Origin of the sequence: Flavobacterium sp. 11, from assembly GCF_002754315.1 — a bacterium.
In the GTDB taxonomy this organism is placed as follows: Bacteria; Bacteroidota; Bacteroidia; order Flavobacteriales; family Flavobacteriaceae; genus Flavobacterium; species Flavobacterium algoritolerans.
In genome coordinates, this window is sequence record NZ_PEFE01000001.1 from 1,793,598 (window position 1) to 1,815,955 (window position 22,358).

General features: G+C 34.6%; 24 protein-coding genes. 16 read left to right on the forward strand and 8 right to left on the reverse strand.

Translation table 11 applies throughout. From position 1 onward, the window contains the following. Positions 1–34 precede the first annotated feature (34 nt). Both CLV00_RS07850 and dnaA read right to left on the reverse strand, forming a co-directional pair. A complete protein-coding gene (locus tag CLV00_RS07850; RefSeq protein ID WP_099714590.1) occupies positions 35–502 on the reverse strand; it encodes a low molecular weight protein-tyrosine-phosphatase in 468 nt (155 codons plus the stop codon). A 7-nt stretch (positions 503–509) separates the two neighbouring features. Beyond that, positions 510–1,937, reverse strand: a complete 1,428-nt coding sequence (gene dnaA, locus CLV00_RS07855) for a chromosomal replication initiator protein DnaA (RefSeq protein ID WP_035674283.1) — start codon at positions 1,935–1,937, stop codon at positions 510–512. A 184-nt stretch (positions 1,938–2,121) separates the two neighbouring features. Here dnaA and CLV00_RS07860 point away from each other — a divergent pair, with 184 nt between their 5' ends. Then, complete coding sequence (locus tag CLV00_RS07860; RefSeq protein ID WP_099714591.1) at positions 2,122–2,526, forward strand: thioesterase family protein; 405 nt, start codon at positions 2,122–2,124, stop codon at positions 2,524–2,526. 29 nt (positions 2,527–2,555) lie between these two features. Here CLV00_RS07860 and CLV00_RS07865 read toward each other — a convergent pair whose 3' ends face one another. From CLV00_RS07865 to ribD, 3 genes are read right to left on the reverse strand one after another with little or no spacing between them, the layout of a single operon-like run. After that, a complete protein-coding gene (locus CLV00_RS07865) occupies positions 2,556–3,185 on the reverse strand; it encodes a YigZ family protein (RefSeq protein WP_099714592.1) in 630 nt (209 codons plus the stop codon). Between the two features lie 11 nt (positions 3,186–3,196). Next, complete coding sequence (locus CLV00_RS07870; protein ID WP_099714593.1) at positions 3,197–3,799, reverse strand: HAD family phosphatase; 603 nt, start codon at positions 3,797–3,799, stop codon at positions 3,197–3,199. After that, positions 3,792–4,835, reverse strand: a complete 1,044-nt coding sequence (gene ribD / locus CLV00_RS07875) for a bifunctional diaminohydroxyphosphoribosylaminopyrimidine deaminase/5-amino-6-(5-phosphoribosylamino)uracil reductase RibD (protein ID WP_099714594.1) — start codon at positions 4,833–4,835, stop codon at positions 3,792–3,794. The genes CLV00_RS07870 and ribD overlap by 8 nt, the downstream gene beginning before the upstream one ends. 139 nt (positions 4,836–4,974) lie before the next feature. Between ribD and CLV00_RS07880 the strand changes: the two genes are divergently transcribed. Next, positions 4,975–5,460, forward strand: a complete 486-nt coding sequence (locus CLV00_RS07880; protein WP_099714595.1) for a GNAT family N-acetyltransferase — start codon at positions 4,975–4,977, stop codon at positions 5,458–5,460. Between the two features lie 7 nt (positions 5,461–5,467). Next, positions 5,468–6,355 (forward strand): peptide chain release factor N(5)-glutamine methyltransferase, encoded by an 888-nt coding sequence (prmC, locus tag CLV00_RS07885; RefSeq protein WP_099714596.1) that lies wholly within the window; start codon positions 5,468–5,470, stop codon positions 6,353–6,355. A gap of 233 nt (positions 6,356–6,588) precedes the next feature. Here prmC and CLV00_RS07890 read toward each other — a convergent pair whose 3' ends face one another. Beyond that, entirely contained in the window at positions 6,589–7,833 is a 1,245-nt protein-coding gene (locus tag CLV00_RS07890; RefSeq protein WP_199074771.1) for an ABC transporter permease, read from the reverse strand. A gap of 343 nt (positions 7,834–8,176) precedes the next feature. Here CLV00_RS07890 and hisS point away from each other — a divergent pair, with 343 nt between their 5' ends. The 12 genes from hisS (at position 8,177) to mtaB (ending at position 19,431) form a co-directional block, all read left to right on the forward strand. Further along, positions 8,177–9,547 carry a histidine--tRNA ligase gene (hisS, locus tag CLV00_RS07895; RefSeq protein WP_099714598.1) on the forward strand — a complete coding sequence of 457 codons (1,371 nt, stop codon included), beginning with the start codon at positions 8,177–8,179 and terminating at the stop codon, positions 9,545–9,547. 309 nt (positions 9,548–9,856) lie between these two features. Then, complete coding sequence (locus CLV00_RS07900) at positions 9,857–10,435, forward strand: nucleotide exchange factor GrpE (protein ID WP_099714599.1); 579 nt, start codon at positions 9,857–9,859, stop codon at positions 10,433–10,435. A gap of 78 nt (positions 10,436–10,513) precedes the next feature. Then, positions 10,514–11,629 carry a molecular chaperone DnaJ gene (dnaJ, locus tag CLV00_RS07905; protein WP_099714600.1) on the forward strand — a complete coding sequence of 372 codons (1,116 nt, stop codon included), beginning with the start codon at positions 10,514–10,516 and terminating at the stop codon, positions 11,627–11,629. Positions 11,630–11,908: 279 nt separating this feature from the next. Further along, on the forward strand, positions 11,909–12,829 hold the full coding sequence (locus CLV00_RS07910; protein WP_099714601.1) for an ABC transporter ATP-binding protein: 921 nt from the start codon (positions 11,909–11,911) through the stop codon (positions 12,827–12,829). Positions 12,830–12,915: 86 nt separating this feature from the next. Further along, positions 12,916–14,232 carry an ABC transporter permease gene (locus CLV00_RS07915; RefSeq protein ID WP_099714602.1) on the forward strand — a complete coding sequence of 439 codons (1,317 nt, stop codon included), beginning with the start codon at positions 12,916–12,918 and terminating at the stop codon, positions 14,230–14,232. Between the two features lie 72 nt (positions 14,233–14,304). After that, entirely contained in the window at positions 14,305–15,468 is a 1,164-nt protein-coding gene (locus CLV00_RS07920; RefSeq protein WP_099714603.1) for a sigma-54 dependent transcriptional regulator, read from the forward strand. 78 nt (positions 15,469–15,546) lie between these two features. Then, a complete protein-coding gene (locus CLV00_RS07925) occupies positions 15,547–16,272 on the forward strand; it encodes a DEAD/DEAH box helicase (RefSeq protein ID WP_099714604.1) in 726 nt (241 codons plus the stop codon). Positions 16,273–16,288: 16 nt separating this feature from the next. Continuing rightward, a complete protein-coding gene (locus CLV00_RS07930) occupies positions 16,289–16,507 on the forward strand; it encodes a DUF2007 domain-containing protein (protein WP_039110017.1) in 219 nt (72 codons plus the stop codon). Positions 16,508–16,541: 34 nt separating this feature from the next. Continuing rightward, entirely contained in the window at positions 16,542–16,787 is a 246-nt protein-coding gene (locus CLV00_RS07935) for a hypothetical protein (RefSeq protein WP_099714605.1), read from the forward strand. Position 16,788: 1 nt separating this feature from the next. Continuing rightward, entirely contained in the window at positions 16,789–17,094 is a 306-nt protein-coding gene (locus CLV00_RS07940) for a type II toxin-antitoxin system RelE/ParE family toxin (protein WP_099714606.1), read from the forward strand. 39 nt (positions 17,095–17,133) lie between these two features. After that, the gene (locus CLV00_RS07945) at positions 17,134–17,931 is read left to right on the forward strand and encodes a Cof-type HAD-IIB family hydrolase (RefSeq protein WP_099714607.1); all 798 of its coding nucleotides are present in this window, start codon (positions 17,134–17,136) and stop codon (positions 17,929–17,931) included. A gap of 171 nt (positions 17,932–18,102) precedes the next feature. Then, the gene (mtaB, locus tag CLV00_RS07950; protein WP_099714608.1) at positions 18,103–19,431 is read left to right on the forward strand and encodes a tRNA (N(6)-L-threonylcarbamoyladenosine(37)-C(2))-methylthiotransferase MtaB; all 1,329 of its coding nucleotides are present in this window, start codon (positions 18,103–18,105) and stop codon (positions 19,429–19,431) included. Positions 19,432–19,510: 79 nt separating this feature from the next. Here mtaB and CLV00_RS07955 read toward each other — a convergent pair whose 3' ends face one another. Then, positions 19,511–20,227: a 3-ketoacyl-ACP reductase gene (locus CLV00_RS07955; protein WP_099714609.1), complete on the reverse strand. Its 717-nt coding sequence runs from the start codon at positions 20,225–20,227 to the stop codon at positions 19,511–19,513. Between the two features lie 146 nt (positions 20,228–20,373). After that, on the reverse strand, positions 20,374–21,210 hold the full coding sequence (locus CLV00_RS07960; protein WP_099714610.1) for a hypothetical protein: 837 nt from the start codon (positions 21,208–21,210) through the stop codon (positions 20,374–20,376). A 151-nt stretch (positions 21,211–21,361) separates the two neighbouring features. Between CLV00_RS07960 and CLV00_RS07965 the strand changes: the two genes are divergently transcribed. Beyond that, positions 21,362–22,243, forward strand: a complete 882-nt coding sequence (locus CLV00_RS07965) for a PPK2 family polyphosphate kinase (RefSeq protein ID WP_099714611.1) — start codon at positions 21,362–21,364, stop codon at positions 22,241–22,243. Positions 22,244–22,358: the final 115 nt, after the last annotated feature.

Below are 22,358 nucleotides of genomic sequence, written 5' to 3' on the forward strand. Positions count from 1 at the left end.
TGTTGATTTCTTCTGAAAATTTTAAATCCAAAGATTATTGATGTTTGTCTATTAGCTTTTTTGCAATTACATCGCAAACTTCATCAAGCATATTATACACTATTTCAAATCCATTGGGTAAACCAAAATAAGGATCTGGAACATCTACTTTCTCGTTTGGAAATAATTCATCCAAAATGAGTTGGACTTTCTGTTTATGTTCTTGACTTTCGGCAAGTTCAATAACATCGTCGTAATTAGAATTATCCATTACATAGATGTAATCAAATGAATCGAAATCAGATTTGCTGAATTGTCTTCCTTTTTGATCTGAAATGTTTATTTTATTTTTTTTTGCTACAGCAACGGATCGATCATCAGGTTTATGGCCAACATGCCAAGAACCAGTTCCTGCTGAATCAACTTTGAATTTATTTTTTGGGAGCTTTGAGGCCAATATGCCTTCGGCCAAGGGTGATCGGCAAATATTGCCTAAACAAACCATTAAAATTTTCACGGGCATGATGCGTTTACAGCGTTAATTTTTTATTGATATCCTCAACAAATTTCTTGAATTGTTTGTCAGTAGCAACTAAATTATCAACGGTTTTACAGGCGTGTAATACGGTAGCGTGATCTCTGTCCCCAATTTGAGAACCAATATTTGCTAAAGATGCTTTTGTGAATTTTTTTGCAAAAAACATTGCCAATTGTCTGGCCTGAACAACGTGCCTTTTTCTGGTTTTTGATTGTAATGTTTCTAAATCCAATTGGAAATAATCCGAAACAATTTTTTGAATGTAATCGATAGAAATTTCTCGTTTTACATTTTTAACAAATTTTTCTACAACACTTTTAGCAAGTTCAAGTGTAACTTCTTTTTTATTGAATGAAGATTGTGCAATCAAGGAAATGATGGCTCCTTCCAGTTCTCTTACATTGGATTTGATGTTGCGGGCAACATATTCTATTATTTCTTCAGGGATTTCAACACCATCTCTGTACAATATATTTTTTAGGATAGAAATTCTGGTTTCATAATCCGGTTGGTGCAATTCAGCAGACAATCCCCATTTGAAACGAGATAACAATCGTTGTTCAATATCTTGCATGTCAACTGGCGCCTTGTCTGATGTCAAGATTACCTGTTTGCCATTTTGATGTAAATAATTGAAAATATGGAAGAAAACATCCTGCGTTCCAGATTTTCCGGAAAGGAACTGGACATCATCAATAATTAAAACGTCAATTAATTGATAGAAGTGGATGAAATCATTTCGGTTGTTTTTCTTTACCGAGTCAATATATTGTTGTGTGAAAATCTCAGCTGATATGTATAAAACTGTTTTTTCAGGGTATTTGTCTTTTATTTCCACACCAATAGCATGTGCTAAGTGTGTTTTTCCTAGTCCAACTCCTCCAAAAATCAATAGCGGATTAAACGAAGTTCCTCCAGGTTTATTGGCAACAGCCATACCTGCAGAACGCGCTAATCTATTAGAATCACCTTCCAGAAAATTATCAAAACTGTAATTTGCATTCAGTTGAGATTCAATTTTTAAATTTCGGATTCCCGGGATTACAAAAGGATTTTTTAATTCTGGGTTTAAGTTTTTAAATGGAGCATCAACTTCTTGCGGCTTCATAGGAACTCTGTTGGCACTTGGCAATTGCTCCGTAAACGGTTGTTTGTTGCCATAAGTGTTTTCCATTCTGATTTTATAGAGTAACTTTGCGTTTTTACCCAGTTCTTTGGTAAGCGCCACTTTTAATAATTTTACGTAGTGTTCTTCTAGCCATTCGTAGAAAAATTTACTTGGAACTTGAATATATAATGCGTTATCGGTAAGTTCAACTGATTTGATTGGTTCGAACCAAGTTTTGTAAGCTTGATCCTGAATGTTGTCTTTTATGAAAGACAAACAGTTTTCCCATACTGATTGAGCAGTTTTGTTCATATATTCTGTTAAATTATTTTTAATTGGTAATTGTTATCTTACAAAAAAAAAGATGTTTTTTTATTATTTATCGGGGTAACAAATATGTGAACAAATTTCTGTAAAAAAAAATATATTGGACAATAATTTTCCAAATTATTGTTGTAAGGAGCTTTTTAAATTTAAAAATTTTAATACATAATTAATGAAAGATCATCAAATACAAGTTAGGGTACGATACTCCGAAACGGATCAAATGGGCGTTGTTTATCATGGAAATTACATCCCTTATTTTGAGATAGGAAGAGTGGAATGGCTTAGAAACAAAGGGATTTCGTATAAAAGCATGGAGGAAAGTGGAATTGCGCTTCCAATAGTTTCCATGAATATAAATTATAAAAAATCAGCTCGCTACGATGAGTTGCTCACGGTTCATACGATTTTCAAAAGTCAGAGTTCTGTGAAGATAGAATTTGATTGCGCTATTTATAATGAGTCTGATGAGTTATTAACAACTGCCCAATTTATCCTTGTTTTTGTGTCCTTAAAAACAGGTCGTCCTACCGCTCCGCCGGATTATATTTTAGAACTCTTAAAAACAATAGAATAAATTATAAAAACAGCAATTTTGAGTAGAAATTAGAGTCGTTTTATATCGATTTCAAACATTGAATTAAAAATGTCGAATACCATTTCGGCATTTTTTTTTCGAGTTTTTATTTCAATTTTGCCTATCGGAAGTCCTGATTCTTCATTTATTTCCATTTCTTGATTTACAATTTCAAGCTTTTTTTCCTTAATTACCCGCATTACTTTATTCATATTCTTATAATCAAATGTTATTGTAAAATGAATATCTATCGTTTTTTCGACAATTTCACAGGTCTCAAGAACCATTTGTGCGGTTGTTTTATAAGCGGAGATTAATCCTCCAACGCCTAATTTCACGCCACCAAATATTCGAACGACAACAATAAGCACATTGGTTACTGAAAAAGACTGGATTTGTCCATAAATAGGCATTCCTGCACTATTACTAGGTTCGCCATCATCATTTGCTCTATACGTTATAACATCAGCACCTATTTGATAGGCATAACAAAAATGGCCTGCATTAGGGTGTTGTTTTCGTAAGGTTTCGATGATTGGTTTTACGTCATCCTCTGATTGAATAGGAAAGGCATAACCAAAAAATTTACTGTTTTTTTCTTTGAATAATACTGCTGAAGAGGGAAAATCAATAGTGTTGTAGGTGTCTTTAAATTCCAAAAGCTACTTTTCTAAATTATTTTTTTGTCAAATAAATGAACAACATCTTCTTTTCCTACTTGTAAATTCCATACTTGAAATCCTAATGCAAGTGCGGCGTCGGTATTTTCTTTTTTATCATCAATAAACAAAGTGCGTTTTGGCGTTAACTCATGTTTTTTTACTAGGTAATTGAAAATTTCGGCGTCGGGTTTTCGCATGCCTAACTCAAAAGAAAAATAAACTTTTTCAAAACATTGATAAAACTCTCTGTAAAAGGTCATTCCGGCTGTGTGCTGAAATTTATCGATGTGAATTGCATCTGTGTTACTTAGTAAGAACAACCGGTATTTTTGCGAAAGCATTTGTAAAAATTCAAGTCTGTACAATGGAAAATCCAATAAAATGGTATTCCAAGCACTTCTAATCTCGTCTATTGAAGCATTAGGCATGTGTTTCTGGAAGCCTTCAATAAATTGACGCTCAGAAATTTTTCCTTTTTCAAATGATAGATTGAGTTCATCTAAATCCTCAGTCCATTCTTTTAAGCCCAATTTAGTAAAGGCAACAATAGGAGCTTCTTTGTCTAAGTTGATAAAAATATCTCCAAAATCAAAAATTATAGTATTAATCATAGTTTCTAGATAGTATTAATTGATCATTACCAATAGATTGTTTTTTGAACTGGTTTTTAGCAAGATTTGGAGCCTTGGTTCCTTGCTTAAATTCGGTACTTCCAACAAATATTCTAGCTTCGTCCCAAAGATTGGCATCAATAAATGTCTGTAAAGTTTGCCGTCCGCCTTCAATTATAATGGATTGAATTTGATGCTTATATAGCGATTCTATTACTTGTGTTGCTATGTTTTGTTCAAAATCAATATACTCAAAGATACAGTTTTCTTTCTCAATAGATTGTTTCGATTTAGAAAATAGGATTGTTTTAACTTGACTATCAAACACATGATTGTCTTTGGGAATGCGATTATTTTGGTCTAGAACTACTCTAATCGGATTGTTTCCGTACCAATCCCGTGCGTTTAATTTTGGATTGTCATCAATGGCAGTTTGAGTTCCCACCAAAATAGCTTGTTCCTCCGTTCTCCATTTATGTACCAATTGTCTCGAATACTGATTTGTAATCCAGACCGGTTTTTTTTCTGATTTTTCCTTTGGCGCAATAAAACCATCTTGACTTTCGGCCCATTTCAAAATAATATAAGGTCTTTTCTTTTCATGAAATGTAAAAAACCTTTTATTAAGTTCATTGCATTCTTCTTCAAGAATTCCTACGGTTACCTGTATTCCGGCTTCCATTAGTTTTTTGATTCCGTTTCCTGCCACTTTTACATTGGGGTCAACAGTTCCAATAACTACATTTGGAATTTTATTTTTGATTATCAAATCACAACAAGGCGGCGTTTTGCCAAAATGACTGCACGGTTCTAAACTCACATAAATAGTCGCTTTTTTCAATAACGATTTATCTTTTACGGAATTCACAGCGTTTACCTCGGCGTGTGGTTCTCCAGCTTTTTTATGCCAGCCTTCGCCAATGATTTTGTCTTCATAAACAATAACACTGCCTACCAAAGGATTTGGATACGTTGTTCCCAAGCCATTTCTGGCTAATTCGATGCAGCGTCGGATGTATTTTTCATGTATTTTCACAACACAAAAGTAGTTATTTTTGAGTTTAGTCCCAATCCCGTCCCGAAACTTCGGGGTCGGGACGAGATTAGTTTTGAAACTTTCTAAAATAACAATAAACAATTTCTACTTTTGTATATAAAATTAGTTTTTGATAAAAATGGAAAATTACAGCATTAGAAAAATAAAAAAAGAAGACAATCAAGCAGTTGCGCAATTGATAAGAGCCGTTTTTGACGAATTAAATATTCCAAAAGTAGGAACGGCTTATGAAGATCCATATTTGGATTTAATGTTTGAGGAATACAGTAAGCCAAAATCAGTTTATTATGTTGTAGAAAAGGATGGAAAAATCATTGGTTCTGCCGGTGTTGCACCACTTGAAAATGAAGCGGAAACCATCTGTGAACTGCAAAAAATGTATTTTCTGCCGGAAACCAGAGGCTTAGGAATAGGAAGCCAAATGATGGAAAAATGTTTGCAAAGTGCCAAAGATTTTGGTTTTGAAAAATGCTATTTGGAAACAATGCCTTTTATGCTTGATGCTCAAAAACTGTATAAGAAAGTAGGTTTTGAATACATTTGTTCTCCTATGGGAAGCACAGGTCATACCAGTTGTCCAGTTTGGATGTTGAAAACATTATAAGTTATAAATGAAAAACAGCTCTTTTAAAATTAAAGAATACAGAACCCAATTTATTCAGGAACTAACTCCAATTTATGATGCGGGTGAAGCAGAGAGTTTTTTCTATTTAATTTTAGAAGAAAAGCATCAATTGAAAAGAATAGACTTGGCGTTGCATCCTGATTTGGTTTTTTCGGAAGCAGAAATTGTAGTTTGGAATTCGATTTTGGAACAATTGAAACTGGAAATTCCAGTACAATATCTTTTAGGAAAAACGAGTTTTTATGGATTGGATTTTGAAGTCAATGAGAATGTCTTGATTCCAAGACCCGAAACGGAAGAGTTGGTCGAATGGATTTTATCTAATAACCGAATAATCCAAAAGTCTAATCCCGAAACTTCGGGACTAAAGATTCTTGATATTGGAACCGGAAGCGGTTGTATTGCCATTTCATTGGCGAAGAATATTCCAAATGCAGCAGTTTTTGCTATTGATGTTTCTGAAAAGGCTTTGGCTACAGCCAAAAAAAATGCTGAACACAATGCTGTGGAAGTTACTTTTATCAATCAAAACATTCTTGAAACGGAAGATTTAAGGCAACAATTTGATATTATTGTTTCTAATCCGCCGTATGTTCGAAATCTGGAAAAAGAGGAAATTAAGAAAAATGTATTGGACAATGAACCGCATTTGGCGCTTTTTGTAGAAGATAATGATGCGTTGATTTTTTATAAAAAAATAGCCGAATTGGCTCAGAAAAATCTATCTGAAAACGGACAATTGTATTTTGAAATTAATCAATATCTAGGCAAAGAAACGGTTGATTTACTTGAAAAAATGAATTTCAAAAACATCGAATTACGAAAAGATATTTACGGAAATGACAGGATGATTAGTTGTCATTGCAAGGAATGAAGCAATCGCATTTAACTTTGGTTATTGTGTATGCAAAAGTTATGGATTTACGGGGTTTGCGTGAGGGGTAGAAGCAAGTTACCTTGTAACGCGGATGACCCGACCGCATTAAAAAAAGGGGCAACTAACACGTATGATTAGTTAGCCCCTTTTTTTAATGTGGTCACGCCCAAATTTTTTTGAAAAATATTAAATGTGATTGCTTTGTTCGCAATGAAGTTTATTGTTGCAAACTATTCGTATCGCAATGCTTCAATTGGGTCCAGCATAGCTGCTTTTATCGCAGGATATAATCCGGAAGCGATAGCAACCATAAAACTGGTTATGAATGCCGCCATAATTGCGCTCCACGGAATTACAAATGCAAAACTCATGGCAGTTGCAATACCAAAACCAATTAAGATTCCAAAAATTATTCCTACTAATCCGCCCAATTGACCAATAAGTAATGTTTCTATGAAAAACTGAAAGGCAATCGTTGTTTTTTTGGCTCCCAAGGCTTTTCGAACGCCTATTTCCCGTGTGCGTTCCGTTACCGAAACAATCATAATATTCATCAAAGCAATTGAAGATCCAAGAACGGTAATGATACCGATAAGCCACGAGGCAAGTCCAAGATATTTTGTGATTCCAAGGATTCTGTTGATAAGGTCATCACTGCGAACTACGCCAAAATTATTGTCTTTTACCGGGCTTAATTTACGAACGCGGCGCATGGTGCTTGTCGCATTGTCTATCGCTTCATCTAGTAATTCTTTTTTAGAAACCATGACACTCATGGTGTAATTTATGCTTGGCGCAGTAAACATGGAACGGGCCACTTGAATAGGGATTAAAATCCTTAAATCCTGACTATTCCCAAAGGTTGAACCTTTTTCTTTCAGTACTCCGATAACTTTAAATTTGGCTCCTCGAATCGAGATTAGTTTATCAATAGGGTTTACGTCTTTTAATAATCCTTTCTCAAAATCAGAACCTACAATACATACATACGCATTATTATCGATGTCAAATCTGGTAAAATTACGTCCGGAACTAGTTTCTAATCCGGAGTTAGTAACGAAAAATTCATCGACACCAACAACCGTATTTTCGGGATCCGTCTTAGAAGACTCATATTTTACTTCAGCAACAGAAGTTGCGGTAAAAGAAAGCGAAGTTTCGGTAAAAGGATATTTGTATTTGTTTTTGAAAGCAACCGCTTCAGGGTAAGAAATGATTGGATTTATGATTTCTCTTTCTCCGCCACCGCGATTTCGAGTGGTGTTTTCGTATTGATTGATGTTAAAAGTATTGGCTCCCATCGATGCAAAATCAGAGGAAATAGTGTTTTCCAAAGCAGAAACAACAGTAAGAATACTAACTAAAGCTGTGATTCCAATAGCGATAATCAACACAGTAAGAACGGTTCTCAACAATTGTGTCCTGATGGAACCGAATGCAATTCGAATATTTTCTTTGAATAATTTTAACATCATAGCAGTTTGACACGAAAATACAATTTTTGTTACAAATTTCCTTTTCAAAAATCCTAATTTATTTTTTAGGAGCTTTTTCCAGCTTTTCGCTACAACCTGTCAGTGAAAATAATTTGTTTTTAATTGCCTAAAAGGAGCTTCCTTTGGTCGCTCTTTCAGGCAAGAAAACAATATTATTTTTCACTTCCATGTTTTCGCTGCTCTCTGGGCTAGGCATCGGGCAATAAAATGATGAAATTTGTAAACAGATTTATTTTAAAAATAAGATATTTGCAAAGAATTAGAATTTGGAGTTTTTCAAGAATTCCTAAATCTGAAAATCTAAAAATCCAATAATCAAAAAATGGCATCAAAACCGAGCATTCCAAAAGGAACTAGAGATTTTTCACCAACTGAGGTGGCAAAACGTCAATATATCATTCAGATTATAAAAAGTAATTTCGAGAAGTTTGGTTTTCAACCGATAGAAACTCCTTCGTTTGAAAACTCCGAAACTTTAATGGGGAAATACGGAGAAGAAGGCGATCGTTTGATTTTTAAAATATTAAATTCAGGAGATTATTTGGCTAAAGCCAATGCAACTCATTTAGAAAGTAAGGACAGTACTAAATTAACATCAAGTATTTCTGAAAAAGCCTTGCGTTATGACTTAACCGTTCCATTTGCGCGTTATGTGGTGCAACATCAAAACGATATAGAGTTTCCATTTAAAAGATACCAAATTCAACCCGTTTGGAGAGCAGACCGCCCGCAAAAAGGACGTTTCAGAGAATTTTTTCAATGTGATGCTGATGTGGTAGGTTCTAAATCATTGTGGCAGGAAGTAGAATTGGTTCAATTGTATGACACTGTTTTTACCGCTTTAGGTTTAGAAGGGGTAACCATCAAAATCAATAACAGAAAAATATTATCTGGAATTGCGGAAGTGATTGGCGCATCAGATAAATTAATAGATTTCACTGTTGCGTTAGACAAACTCGATAAAATAGGCGAGGACGGCGTGAAAAAAGAAATGATGGAGAAAGGAATTTCGGAAGAAGCAATTCTGAAAGTACAGCCGCTATTTAATTTCACAGGAACTATTTCAGAGAAAATAAACCAACTTTCTGTTTTGCTTGTGGAGTCCAATGAAGGAATGAAAGGAGTTGAAGAACTACGTTTTATTTGTGACAACGTTACGGAACTCGGATTGTCAACAGCAATTTTAGATTTGGATGTGACTTTGGCCAGAGGGCTAAATTATTATACGGGTGCTATTTTTGAAGTGGCTCCGCCAAAATCAGTTTCGATGGGGTCCATTGGCGGTGGCGGACGATATGATGATTTGACCGGAATTTTCGGATTGAAAAATATGAGCGGCGTGGGAATTTCTTTTGGATTGGATCGAATTTATTTGGTTGTCGAAGAATTGAATTTATTTCCTGAAACTGTAACGGCAACTTCTAAAGCGTTGTTTATTAATTACGGCGAAAAAGAAGCTTTTTATGCGATGAAAGCGATAAAAGAATTAAGGAATTCAGGTTTAAAAGTAGAATTGTATCCGGATAATGCGAAAGTGGCGAAGCAGTTCCAACATGCAGATAAAAGGGGAATTCCTTTTGCGGTAATCGTAGGGGAACAGGAAATGGCTTCCAATTCTTTTTCTCTTAAAAATTTAGTGAGCGGAGAACAGACTTCAGTGGATTTTGAAGGTTTGAAAAACGCATTAGTATAGTTCTATTTTAAAAGCATAAAAAAAGCTTCGTCTACTAAACGAAGCTTTTTTTAATATAAAATAATGGTGAATTAATAATTTGTAGGGATTCTTTAGTTTTTCATTTACAGAAAATTAACTGTAAATAATTGAAACAAATTTATGTAAACTATATCGAGATAGTCTTAAAATTATATTAAAATTTTGAGTGGGTAAAATTTGTTTTTAAGAGTGTAAAGTCTAAAAAAAATATAAATTCAATAAAAAGATGACAATTTGACATTTTAAAAGAATTGGCAGTACTTTTGCAATCCAAAGAAAAGAATAAAAATGAAGTTTAAGAATATTTTTAAAAATACAAGTAATATGACTACTGAAAATACAGAAATTGATCAAGAAATAGATGATGTGACATTAGAAAATAATGCAAATGGAGAGCAAATCATTATTGAGGAATTAAGTCTGGAAGAGCAATTGACTCAAGACTTAGCCAAAGAGAAAGATAAGTATTTAAGATTATTTGCTGAATTTGAAAATTACAAACGTAGAACTACAAAAGAGCGTATCGAGTTGTTTAAAACGGCTAATCAAGAAGTTTTGTTAGCGATGCTTCCTGTATTGGATGATTTCGACAGAGCTATGGTTGAGATAAACAAATCAGATGACGAATTGTTGACTAAAGGTGTGGAACTTATCCATGAAAAATTAAAAAGTACTTTAGTTTCTAAAGGACTAGAGCAAGTTGAGGTTAAGGCTGGAGACGCTTTTGATGCTGATTTTGCTGAAGCTATCACTCAAATTCCTGCGCCATCAGATAAGTTGAAAGGTAAAATTGTTGACGTTCTTGAAAAAGGATATAAATTAGGAGACAAGATTATCCGTTTTCCAAAAGTTGTTATAGGGCAGTAATAGATTCGCGATTAATCGCGTATTTATATCACGCGTAGAAGCGCACTGCAGTGCGACTCAACAAAAGAAAAAATAAAAATGAAAAAAGATTTTTACGAAATATTAGGCATTTCAAAAAATGCTGATGCTGCTGAAATTAAAAAAGCATACCGAAAAAACGCACTACAATTTCATCCTGACAAAAATCCTGGAGACAAATCGGCAGAAGATAAATTTAAATTGGCTGCTGAAGCTTACGAAGTATTAAGCGATCCTCAGAAAAAAGCAAAATACGATCAATATGGTCATCAAGCTTTTGATGGTTCTGGCGGTTTTGGCGGAGGTGGTCACGGCGGAATGAATATGGATGACATTTTCAGTCAGTTTGGTGATATTTTCGGAGGCGGTTTTGGTGGTTTCGGAGGCGGTGGCGGCGGCGGTGTTCGTCGTGCTAAAGGAAGCAACCTTCGTATCAAAGTAAAATTGACATTGGAAGAAATTGCGAATGGCGTTGAGAAAAAAGTAAAAGTAAAACGTAAAGTTCAAGCACCTGGAGTTACCTATAAAACATGTTCTACATGTAACGGTCAAGGACAAGTGATGCGCGTTACGAATACCATTTTGGGTAGAATGCAATCTGCCTCTACATGTCCAACATGTAGTGGTTCAGGTCAAATTTTAGACAGAAAACCATCCGAAGCGGATTCACAAGGAATGATTCTTGAAGATGAAACGGTTTCAATAAAAATACCTGCGGGTGTTGTAGACGGAATGCAATTGAAAGTTTCTAATAAAGGAAACGATGCTCCAGGAAACAGTATCCCGGGAGATTTGATTGTTGCTATTGAAGAATTGGAGCATGAATTCTTGAAACGTGAAGGAGAGAATTTACACTACGATTTATACATCAGTTTCGCTGAAGCTGTTCTTGGAATTTCCAAAGACATCGAAGCTATAAACGGAAAAGTAAGAATCAAACTGGAGGAAGGAATTCAATCCGGTAAAATTCTGAGATTAAAAGGAAAAGGAATTCCTAGTATCAATGGGTACGGAAACGGCGATTTATTGGTACATGTAAATGTTTGGACTCCAAAAACACTGAGCAAAGAGCAAAAACAGTTTTTCGAAAAAAATCTTACCGATGAGAATTTTATTCCAAATCCTGAAAAATCAGACAAATCATTTTTTGAGAAAGTGAAAGACATGTTTTCATAATAAAAAGTAGCGATACAATTTATCTAAGCTGTTTTAAATATATTTCCCATCCTTGTTAAAATAAGGATGGGTTTTTTATGAAATCGCCACTAATAATTTGTTTGTTGCAAACAATTGAAAATCATCGAACTCCGATGAAAATAAAATATTGTGAGATAAACACCAATAAATATAAGGCGATAACATATAGGACCTCAAAAAATTAAATGCTACATATATGAAACTATTCTAAGTATTTCGATACTAATTATTTACTTTTACACCAATTAAAAAATGAGCATGAGTGATATTCTTGAAGTGAATAAAGTTGTCAAGCAATACGGTGATTATGTGGCGCTTAACGAGGTTTCATTAATGGTTCCAAAAGGAAGTATCTACGGACTTTTAGGTCCAAATGGAGCCGGAAAAACATCACTTATCCGAATTATAAATCAAATTACATTGCCTGACAGTGGTGAAATTATTTTGGATGGTGAAAAATTACAACCCAAACATGTTCAATATATAGGCTATTTACCGGAAGAAAGAGGATTGTACAACACTATGAAAGTAGGGGAACAATGCTTGTATTTGGCTCAAATGAAAGGACTTTCTAAGGCTGAAGCCAAAAAACAATTGGAGTATTGGTTTGAAAGATTAGAAATTCAAGGTTGGTGGAACAAGAAAATTCAGGAACTTTCTAAAGGAATGGCTCAGAAAATTCAGTTTGTGGTTTGCGTTTTGCACAAACCAAAACTGTTGATTTTTGACGAACCTTTTTCGGGTTTTGATCCTGTAAATGCCAATATTATCAAAGATGAAATCCTTGCCTTGAGAGAGGAAGGAGCTACCATAATTTTCTCCACCCACCGTATGGAAAGCGTAGAAGAATTATGTGATCACATCGCTTTGATTCACAAATCCAATAAATTAATCGAAGGAAAACTGGACGATGTCAAAAGACAATTTAAAACCAATAGTTTTGAAGTGGGTATTTTATCGGAGAATGTAGAAGGGTTGATGTATACTATTACACAAAAATTTACTGTTGGCCCGGCTAATTTTAAATCACTGAACAACGAGTTAAAACTGGAAATTCAACTCGGGAATGCCACGCCAAATGAGTTATTGAATATCTTGACGCAATGCGGCCAGGTAACACACTTTGTAGAGAAAATACCAAGTGTCAATGATATTTTTATTCAAACAGTAACAAAATAGATTTTTAGATTTCTTACATGCTTAGATCGAATCTAAAATCTAAGAAGTCTAAAAGTCTAAGTAGTTTAACCATCTAACCATCTAAAATGTCTATAGTATCATTAATTATAAAAAGAGAGTTTATTGCCAAAGTGCGCAATAAATCTTTTATTGTTATGACTTTTTTAAGTCCGTTACTATTTGTGGGAATCGCCGTTTTTGTAGCATATTTAAGTTCCATGAAAGCTGACACCAAACGAATAGCTATTCATGACGAATCAGGTATGTTTGTAAAGGAATTTACTTCCCAAAACAATAAAGATAAAGCATACAAATATCTTGATTTGTCTTTAATAGATTTAAAATTCCTCAAAGACAGTATTACAAATGAAAGCTACGAAGGATTGTTATACATTCCAAAAGCGAGTAATTCCAAGGATTTTGAAAGTAAAATCCAGTTTATTTCAAATAGCAGTCCCAGTATTTCATTCATTGAAAATGTTCAGGATGTAATTGCAAGTAAACTAACCAAAAATAATTTAGAAAAAGCACATTTAGATACGCTGGCAATTAAAAATGCCCAGTCAAAAGTGAATATCAGCTTGACAAAAGCATCTGGTGAAGAAAGCGTAAAAGGACTTAACGAAATCAAAATCGGGATTGGTGGCGCATTTGGATATCTTATAATGATGTTCATCATCATCTACGGAAACATGGTGATGCGAAGTGTCATCGAAGAAAAAACCAGTCGAATAGTAGAAATTATAATTTCCTCGGTTAAACCATTTCAGTTGATGATGGGGAAAATCATAGGTACTTCATTGGCAGGATTGTTGCAATTCCTTATTTGGGCAATAATCGGAATGTCATTAATGTTTGCAGCCTCCGTTTTTTTTGGTGTAAATGTGGGGCCAACAGCCAGCGTTTCGCCAGAATTGATGCACTCTGCACAGCAAGAAATGACTGGAACTGCGCAAATGTATATTAAGGAATTATGGAATTTACCCATTGCAAGTATCCTTATTGGATTTGTGATTTATTTCATAGGAGGTTATTTTTTATACAGTTCATTTTACGCGGCAATTGGCGCTGCAGTTGATAATCAAACGGATTCACAGCAGTTTCTGTTGCCTATCATTATGCCATTAATGTTGAGTGTTTACGTTGGATTTTTTACGGTTATCAATGATCCGCATGGAACAATAGCAGTCGTTTTTTCAATGATTCCGCTTACCTCACCAATCGTGATGCTGATGCGAATTCCGTTTGGCGTACCTTTGTGGCAAATTGCAATATCGGTAACATTATTATTTGGAACCTTCTTTTTTGTAGTTTGGTTCGCCGCAAAAATATACCGAATAGGAATACTCATGTACGGCAAAAAACCAACCTGGGGTGAAATGTACCGCTGGTTGAAATATTAATAGAAGTTAATTCGTGGATTTGGTTATTTGTTTAACCGATTAACCGAATGAACAATAATCGAATCAAAAAATATGTCAAAAATACTAATCATAGAAGATGAAGCTGCAATTCGAAGAGTACTTACAAAGATACTCACCGAAGAAAACGATACGTATCAAGTTGAAGAAGCCGAAGATGGTGTTGCAGGTTTTGAAAAAATAAAAAACAACGATTACGATTTGGTTTTGTGCGATATCAAAATGCCAAAAATGGACGGCGTTGAGGTGCTGGAAGCGGTAAAAAAAATCAAACCCGAAATTCCTATGGTGATGATCTCTGGTCATGGCGATATGGAAACGGCTATCAATACGATGCGTTTGGGAGCGTTTGATTACATCTCAAAACCACCGGATTTAAACCGATTGTTGAATACGGTTCGAAATGCTTTAGACAAAAAACAACTTGTAGTTGAAAATAAAATTCTGAAGAAAAAAGTCAGCAAGAACTACGAAATGATTGGCGAAAGCGAAGCTATCAATCACATCAAAGTGATGATTGAGAAGGTTGCTCAAACCGAAGCCAGAGTTTTAATCACAGGTCCAAATGGAACAGGAAAAGAGTTGGTTGCGCATCAATTACATGAAAAAAGCGAACGCGCTAATTTCCCTTTAATCGAAGTGAATTGCGCTGCTATTCCGTCTGAATTGATAGAAAGCGAATTATTCGGTCACGTAAAAGGAGCGTTTACATCGGCAGTAAAAGACCGTGCAGGAAAATTTGAAGCTGCTGATAAAGGAACTATTTTCTTGGATGAAATTGGGGATATGAGTCTTTCGGCGCAAGCCAAAGTATTGCGTGCTTTACAAGAAAGTATGATTACCAGAGTGGGAGCAGATAAGGACATCAAAGTTGATGTTCGTGTGGTTGCGGCTACTAATAAAGATTTGAAAAAGGAAATTGCCGAAGGTCGTTTTCGTGAAGATTTATACCATCGTTTGGCAGTAATTTTGATAAAAGTTCCTGCGTTGAATGAAAGACGTGATGACATCCCGATGTTGATTTCACATTTTGCAGATAAAATTGCTTCGGAGCAAGGTAATGCGGTCAAAAAATTCTCTGCAGCAGCGATTAATTTATTGAAGGAATACGATTGGACTGGAAATATCCGTGAATTGAGAAATGTAGTGGAGCGTTTGATTATCCTTGGCGGAAGCGAAATTTCCGAGAATGATGTGAAGTTATTTGCATCGAAATAAAATTAATTTAATGATTAAAAATTAAAAGATTTGGTAATAGTTTAAATCTTTTAATTTTTAATCTTTCAATCATAAGAAATGAAACTAAAAAAAATAAACGAAGACTTACAACAAGCTCTAATTGAAAACGGTTTGACTGAAGCCAATGCGATGCAAAAAGAAACATTTTCGACCATGAAAAGTGGTTCGGATTGTATTGTTATTGCGCCAAAAGGAAGCGGAAAATCGACAACAATTGTGCTGAATGTAATTCAGAGATTGGCAGGCGCAAATGAAGAGTCACCTAGGGCTTTGATTATTGTGGAAGACAAAGCCAAAGTATTAGAAATGGAATCACTTTTTGAAAAATATGGCAAGAATTCTAATTTAGAAGTCTACGGTGTTCATGATAAAGGCGATATGGAATACGATAAAAATTATATTTCCAGCGGAATTGACGTGTTGATTGGGACACCAAATAAGTTAAGTGAAATGTTCACTACTGCCGGTTATAATGTAAACCGATTGAAAATGTTTATCCTTGATGATGCAGATCCAATTTTGAAATTGCGTCATGAAACTAAAATCATGCGTATTTCGAATAGCATTGTGAGAACCCAACGTATTATTTTCTCGGAACAATTCACAGAACGAATTGAAGTCCTTGCTGAAAAAATGTTAGTAGAGCCTTTTGAATTCGATTTTGATGAAGAAGACGAAGATGAGGATGAGGACGAAGATTTCGAAGAGGACGAAAACTTTGAGGCAGATGAAGAGGATGATTTTGAAGAGCAAGAAGGTGATGAAGAAAACGGTAATAAATAATTAAATAAAGAATAAAATGGGATTAATGAAAGTGTTTTCGGGAAGTGAAATTTTAGCTTTAGCGTTGCAAGAGAGAATTGAAGCAATAGGAGTAGATACCGTTTTGAAAAACAACATACAATCAGCTCGATTGGGAGGATTTGGAAATTCAGATTTAGCAGTTGAATTATTCGTTCAGGAAACCGAGTTTGCAAAAGTGAACCCAGTTATTGAGGAATTCAGAATGAGTATTTAAATTTGTATATTTGTTGTTCAAATAACTCTGTAAGATGGACATAGCTGCAAAGAAAAGAGAATTGATGGATTGGTTGCTTCATATTAATGATGAAAGTAAACTAAAAAAAATATTAGCGCTTAAATCTGTTTTAGATAAAGAAGTTGTTGCTCATACTATTAGTGGTTATCCAGTTGACAAAGAAGAATACATTAATATGGTTAAAGAAGCTGATGAACGAATATCTTCGGGCAACTATACAACGATTGAAGATCTAGAAAAAGAAATCGAGAAGTGGTAATATGCAAAAGCCAATTACCATACTTTGGGATAATCAGGCCAAAGCTAATTTGAAATTAATATTTGAATTTATCAAGTTAAAATCTCCTCAAGGAGCAAAAAACGTTATTAGAGATATTGTGGTTCAAAGTAAAAATATTCATTTTGTTGAGCAATATCAAGCGGATGAGTTTTTAGGAGAACCTTATAGAAGAATGATTGTTCGAGATTATAAAATCATTTATAAAATTCATTCTGAAACGGAAATTCGTATTCTTCAAATTTTTGGCACAAGACAAAATCAAAGTAAATTAAAAAATAATTTGTGAATTTTCGGTATTTGAAATACTGCTTTTTAAAAAATAAAAATGAAATATAAAATGTTGGTTTTGGACATGGATGACACTTTGTTAACCGATGACCATACCATTTCAGACGAGAATAAAGAAATGTTGTTTAAGGCACAGGAATTGGGTGTTTATGTTATTTTGGCTTCCGGAAGGCCAACACCAGCCATGACTGCTTATGCCAAAGAATTGCAACTGGATAATTCGTTTATGATATCGTATAATGGCGCTGTCATTACAGATTTAAAGGAAGATAAAGTCATTTTTGAACAAACGTTGACCCAGGAACAAATTCATGAATTGTATGATTACAGTTTAAAAAGTAATACCCATATTATTACTTATGTTGATGGGAAAATTGTGAGTGAGACAAATTCGGAATTTATTGAAATCGAAAAAAAAATCACAGGTTTAGAACACAATAAAGTCCTTAGTTTTAAAGATGAGGTTCAGTCTTCCGCTGTAAAATGTATTTTATTGGAAGAGCCAAGTTATTTAAAAGAAGTTGAAAAAGATTTGAAAGCCGCAATGCCACATCTTAGTGTGAGCATGTCGAAGCCATTTTTTCTTGAAGTAGCGCAAAATGGGATTGATAAAGCCGCCAGCATAAAAATTTTAGCAGAAAAACTGGATATAAATCAAAGTGAAATTATTGCTGTTGGAAACGCAGGAAATGATTTAACCATGATTGAATATGCAGGCTTGGGTGTTTGGGTCGATAATGTAACGCCAGAATTGAGAGATAAAGGAGATGTTATTGTAGCCTCAAATAATAATCATGGCGTGGCTGAAGTAGTGAGACGATTTATTTTGAATTAAAATTCAAATCAAAATAATAATAATTTAGTATCCGATACTTGTTCTCTAAAAGAGTCTGAGTGTCGGATTTAGTTTTTAATAAAATGGTTATTGTCTAAAAATTAATAGATTTTAGTTCGTAAATTTGCGCACTCAATTTTTTGACAACGATTTCATTAATTGAGTTATCTTATGGAAAATAGAAAAAAAGTTGCTTTTTATACGCTGGGTTGTAAACTAAACTTCTCAGAGACTTCTACGATTGCGCGTAATCTTCAAGACGAAGGTTTTGATCGGGTAGATTTTGAGGAAATTGCTGATATGTACGTGATTAATACCTGTTCAGTTACTGAAAATGCAGATAAGCAGTTCAAGCAAGTGGTGCGAAAAGCAATGAAATTGAATGACAAAGCATTTGTAGCGGCAGTAGGATGTTATGCGCAATTGAAACCGGAAGAATTAGCGAGTGTAGATGGAGTAGATTTGGTTCTTGGTGCAACAGAAAAATTTAAATTGGCGGATTATATTAATGATTTGTCCAAAAATGATTTTGGTGAAGTGCATTCCTGCGAAATAGCCGAAGCTGATTTTTATGTGGGAAGTTACTCAATAGGAGACAGAACCCGTGCCTTCTTGAAAGTGCAGGATGGTTGTGATTACAAATGTACCTATTGCACGATTCCGTTGGCAAGAGGAATTTCGAGAAGTGATGAATTGGAAAATGTATTGAAAAATGCTTCAGAAATTTCGAAACAAAATATCAAAGAAATTGTTCTTACCGGTGTCAATATTGGCGATTACGGTAAGGGTGAATTTGGAAATAAAAAACACGAACATACTTTTCTGGAATTAGTTCAAGAATTAGACAAAGTGGAAGGCATCGAAAGATTGCGAATTTCATCTATTGAACCAAATTTATTAAAGAACGAAACGATAGAATTTGTATCAAAAAGCAGAACTTTTGTACCGCATTTTCATATTCCGTTGCAATCTGGAAGCAATGACATTTTGAAGTTGATGAAACGTCGTTACCAACGTGAAGTTTATACCGAAAGAGTCAATAAAATTCGGGAAGTGATGCCACACGCTTGTATTGGTGTGGATGTGATTGTGGGTTTTCCGGGTGAAACAGATGAACATTTTCTGGAAACCTATCATTTTTTGAATGAAATGAATATTTCGTATTTACACGTATTCACATATTCAGAACGTGATAATACTGAAGCAGCTTCAATGGAAGGTGTTGTTCCTGCTAATGTTCGCGCCAAACGAAGTAAGATGTTACGCGGTTTGTCAGTTAAAAAACGCCGTGCTTTTTACGAAAGTCAATTGGGAACCAATAGAACTGTTTTGTTCGAAAGTGAAAATAAAGAAGGTTATATTCACGGGTTTACCGAAAACTACGTGAAAGTAAAAACGCCTTGGAATCCAGAATTAGTCAATACCTTACACGAAATTAATTTGACAAAAATTGATGAAGACGGAAGCGTACGAATGGAATTTGCTTCGGCTTTAGTGTAAGTTTTTTTCAACCATATAAGGTCATTTAATTTCTTAATGGTTTTATCTTTTAAGCCTTGTATGTTTAAAAATAAAAAAATTACGGATTCGTAGACCAAATACTGCTGTTTTTGATAAAAACGCGTCGGTTTAATTTGAGTTGCGCGATGATTAATTCGGCCATGTCTTCTGCTTGCATGACTTTATCCGGATTGCCATCTGTTAAGTTTAATTCTTTGGCCATGTCAGTCGCAACAGTGCTTGGCGTTAAAGCCGTTACACGAATATTATGCTTGCGAACTTCCTGCATCAACGATTCCGTTAATCCTAAAACAGCAAATTTTGAAGCACTATAAGCACTTGTTAACGCATTTCCACTTAGTCCGGCTGTTGAAGAAATATTGATGATATCACCTGTTTGTCTTTGAATCATATTTGGCAAAACGGCACGCGTTACATAATAGGTTCCCATTAAATTTACCTGAATAATACGTTCCCAATCCGTTGGTTCTAATTCTAAGAATTTCCCAAAAGCAGCTATTCCTGCATTGTTGATTAAAATATCAATGGTTCCAAATTCTGCTAAGGCTTTGGCAACGGCAGCGTTTACCGAATTAATATCAGCAACATCAGCAGTTATCGCCAGTGCTTTTACTCGTAACGAACGCACTTTGGCAGCTACACTGTCTATTTCTTCCTGAGTTCGTGCTACCAGAATTACATTTACACCTTCTTTTGCTAAAGCAATCGCGATTGCTTTTCCAATTCCTTTTCCTGCGCCGGTGATTAGGGCATTTTTATTTTTTAAATCTGTCATTTTATAAATTATTTAAGCCAATAAAAGGCTTGGTTTATTGTAAAAGTACCTCGTTTTAAATTTGAAATCTATTTTGATTTTCTATTTAATCTAAATTTAACGTTCTGTTATTTTGGATAAAAGGAACATCTTTAAAGGAATGGATTTTATTTTTTGTCCAAACTCAATTTATAAATATCTGTTTCTAAAACTTCGGTGTCTTTATCTTCACAAAGCAGGAACTCGATTTTTTCTTTTGAATCAGTATACAAAGTCAATCCTTCGAATTTATGGGTGCTGCTTATTTTTTGGGTAAAATCTATTTTCATGGTTTTCAGGTTGATTCTCCCGATAAGACTTCCTAAAACTTCGCCATCATCATAAGTAGATTCGGTATCTTCGGCTGTAGCCAAAAAATAAATGCTGTTGTCGACTAAAACGGCATCGGTAAAACTACTGCGGACTCCTTTTATTTTAGGGAGTTTGTAGGCGTTAGAAAGAATAGTAAAATCATTGGTCAGGTTTTTTCCTTCGATGGTAAAAAGAACATTTTTATTGGAACTTCCGTTGCCACGATTCAATAAAAACCAACTTTCGCCATTATAGATGGCGCCTTCGAGGTTGAAATCTTCGGGTTTTATTTCTCCAAAATTTTGCATGACTGCATACAAATCGGTGAGGTCATTTGTGGCGATTATCTTTTTATCAGTAGAATTGACTTGTATCATTTTGTTCCTTTTCTCGGTGGAACCGGAACCAAAAACATACAAACTATCCCCAAAATGGGTTATGGCTTCAAAATCAGCTTTGTCTTTTTTTAGCGTGTTTTCTGTTGGGTTTTCCAGTAATGGATGGCGTTTTAAATCTTTGGAATCCATTTGATATTCATAAAGGAAACCGCTGTTGTCACCAATAATCAGTAGGGAATTGTCTTTGTAAATAAGTCCTGATGCTGAACCAATGCCGATGATTTGAAATAATAATTCGAGTGTGAATTTTTCCATTGTTTTTGTTTTGAAAACGAGTGCCTAGCCCAGATAGCAGTGGAAATCCTTTTATTATTTTTCTTTAAAATAATAAAAGATTGCAACGAATAGCTGGAAAATGCTCCTTATAATTTGTTATATTTGAGTTTACAAAGATAAAATATTTCTTATGAAGTCTATAAATCCCGATGATTTTAAAGTGATTGGCAAAATTGATTTGTCTAAAATCCCTACGAACTTGTTTAATGGAGCCAGTGAGGATGATAAAGAGGAAAAACTGGATAAAGTTCAGACGAAATTGAGCGAGTTGCAGGATGTTATGTATGCGCATAATCGATACGGCGTTTTGATTTGTTTGCAAGGCATGGACACATCAGGGAAGGACAGTCTGATTCGGGAAGTTTTTAAGGAATTTAATCCGCGTGGGGTTGTGGTGCATAGTTTTAAAACACCTAATTCTACGGAGCTGGAGCATGATTACTTGTGGAGACATTATTTGGCTTTGCCTGAAAAAGGGAAATTTGCTGTTTTTAACAGAACGCATTATGAGAATGTCTTGGTTACTCGTGTGCATCCGGAATATATTATGAATGAAAATTTGCCGGGAATCGAAAAAGTGGCTGATATAACACCACAGTTTTGGGAAAATAGGATGGAGCAAATCAATAATTTTGAAAAACACATCACGCAAAACGGAACGATTGTTTTGAAGTTTTACTTTCACATGAGTAAGGAAGAACAACGCAAAAGGTTACTACGCCGATTGGAAGAAGTGGAGCACCATTGGAAATTTTCACCTGGAGATTTGAAAGAGCGCGAGCATTGGGAGGAATACATGCAGTATTATGAAGAGGCAATTAATAAAACTGCTACCGAAAATGCACCTTGGTATATTATTCCTGCGGATGATAAGGAAATGGCACGTTATATTGTTGCCAAAATTATTTGGGAAGAAATGCAAAAACGTACTGATATTAAAGAACCGCAATTAGACGAAAAAGTTAAAGCTAATTTTGAAATGTATAAAGAGATGTTGAAGAAAGAGAATTAATGTAATAGATTTTCTTGCGAAAGTTACTTGAAGTTTATCATTGCATTACGGTACTGTTAGTATGTAAAATTATTGTTTTTCTCGCCTTTAAAATAAAGCCAACTCTTGGCTTTTT

Excerpts from the sequence above, each read along its gene's own strand:
- CLV00_RS07860 (WP_099714591.1), top strand. The coding sequence starts at position 2,122 with ATGAAAGATCATCAAATACAAGTTAGGGTACGATACTCCGAAACGGAT.
- dnaA (WP_035674283.1), bottom strand. The coding sequence starts at position 1,937 with ATGAACAAAACTGCTCAATCAGTATGGGAAAACTGTTTGTCTTTCATA.
- mtaB (WP_099714608.1), top strand. The coding sequence starts at position 18,103 with ATGGAAAATAGAAAAAAAGTTGCTTTTTATACGCTGGGTTGTAAACTA.
- CLV00_RS07920 (WP_099714603.1), top strand. The coding sequence starts at position 14,305 with ATGTCAAAAATACTAATCATAGAAGATGAAGCTGCAATTCGAAGAGTA.
- CLV00_RS07960 (WP_099714610.1), bottom strand. The coding sequence starts at position 21,210 with ATGGAAAAATTCACACTCGAATTATTATTTCAAATCATCGGCATTGGT.
- CLV00_RS07880 (WP_099714595.1), top strand. The coding sequence starts at position 4,975 with ATGGAAAATTACAGCATTAGAAAAATAAAAAAAGAAGACAATCAAGCA.
- CLV00_RS07850 (WP_099714590.1), bottom strand. The coding sequence starts at position 502 with ATGCCCGTGAAAATTTTAATGGTTTGTTTAGGCAATATTTGCCGATCA.
- CLV00_RS07915 (WP_099714602.1), top strand. The coding sequence starts at position 12,916 with ATGTCTATAGTATCATTAATTATAAAAAGAGAGTTTATTGCCAAAGTG.
- CLV00_RS07900 (WP_099714599.1), top strand. The coding sequence starts at position 9,857 with ATGAAGTTTAAGAATATTTTTAAAAATACAAGTAATATGACTACTGAA.
- CLV00_RS07890 (WP_199074771.1), bottom strand. The coding sequence starts at position 7,833 with ATGATGTTAAAATTATTCAAAGAAAATATTCGAATTGCATTCGGTTCC.
- CLV00_RS07965 (WP_099714611.1), top strand. The coding sequence starts at position 21,362 with ATGAAGTCTATAAATCCCGATGATTTTAAAGTGATTGGCAAAATTGAT.
- CLV00_RS07935 (WP_099714605.1), top strand. The coding sequence starts at position 16,542 with ATGGACATAGCTGCAAAGAAAAGAGAATTGATGGATTGGTTGCTTCAT.
- CLV00_RS07945 (WP_099714607.1), top strand. The coding sequence starts at position 17,134 with ATGAAATATAAAATGTTGGTTTTGGACATGGATGACACTTTGTTAACC.
- CLV00_RS07925 (WP_099714604.1), top strand. The coding sequence starts at position 15,547 with ATGAAACTAAAAAAAATAAACGAAGACTTACAACAAGCTCTAATTGAA.
- CLV00_RS07910 (WP_099714601.1), top strand. The coding sequence starts at position 11,909 with ATGAGTGATATTCTTGAAGTGAATAAAGTTGTCAAGCAATACGGTGAT.
- CLV00_RS07930 (WP_039110017.1), top strand. The coding sequence starts at position 16,289 with ATGGGATTAATGAAAGTGTTTTCGGGAAGTGAAATTTTAGCTTTAGCG.
- CLV00_RS07955 (WP_099714609.1), bottom strand. The coding sequence starts at position 20,227 with ATGACAGATTTAAAAAATAAAAATGCCCTAATCACCGGCGCAGGAAAA.
- CLV00_RS07940 (WP_099714606.1), top strand. The coding sequence starts at position 16,789 with ATGCAAAAGCCAATTACCATACTTTGGGATAATCAGGCCAAAGCTAAT.
- CLV00_RS07870 (WP_099714593.1), bottom strand. The coding sequence starts at position 3,799 with ATGATTAATACTATAATTTTTGATTTTGGAGATATTTTTATCAACTTA.
- dnaJ (WP_099714600.1), top strand. The coding sequence starts at position 10,514 with ATGAAAAAAGATTTTTACGAAATATTAGGCATTTCAAAAAATGCTGAT.
- hisS (WP_099714598.1), top strand. The coding sequence starts at position 8,177 with ATGGCATCAAAACCGAGCATTCCAAAAGGAACTAGAGATTTTTCACCA.
- prmC (WP_099714596.1), top strand. The coding sequence starts at position 5,468 with ATGAAAAACAGCTCTTTTAAAATTAAAGAATACAGAACCCAATTTATT.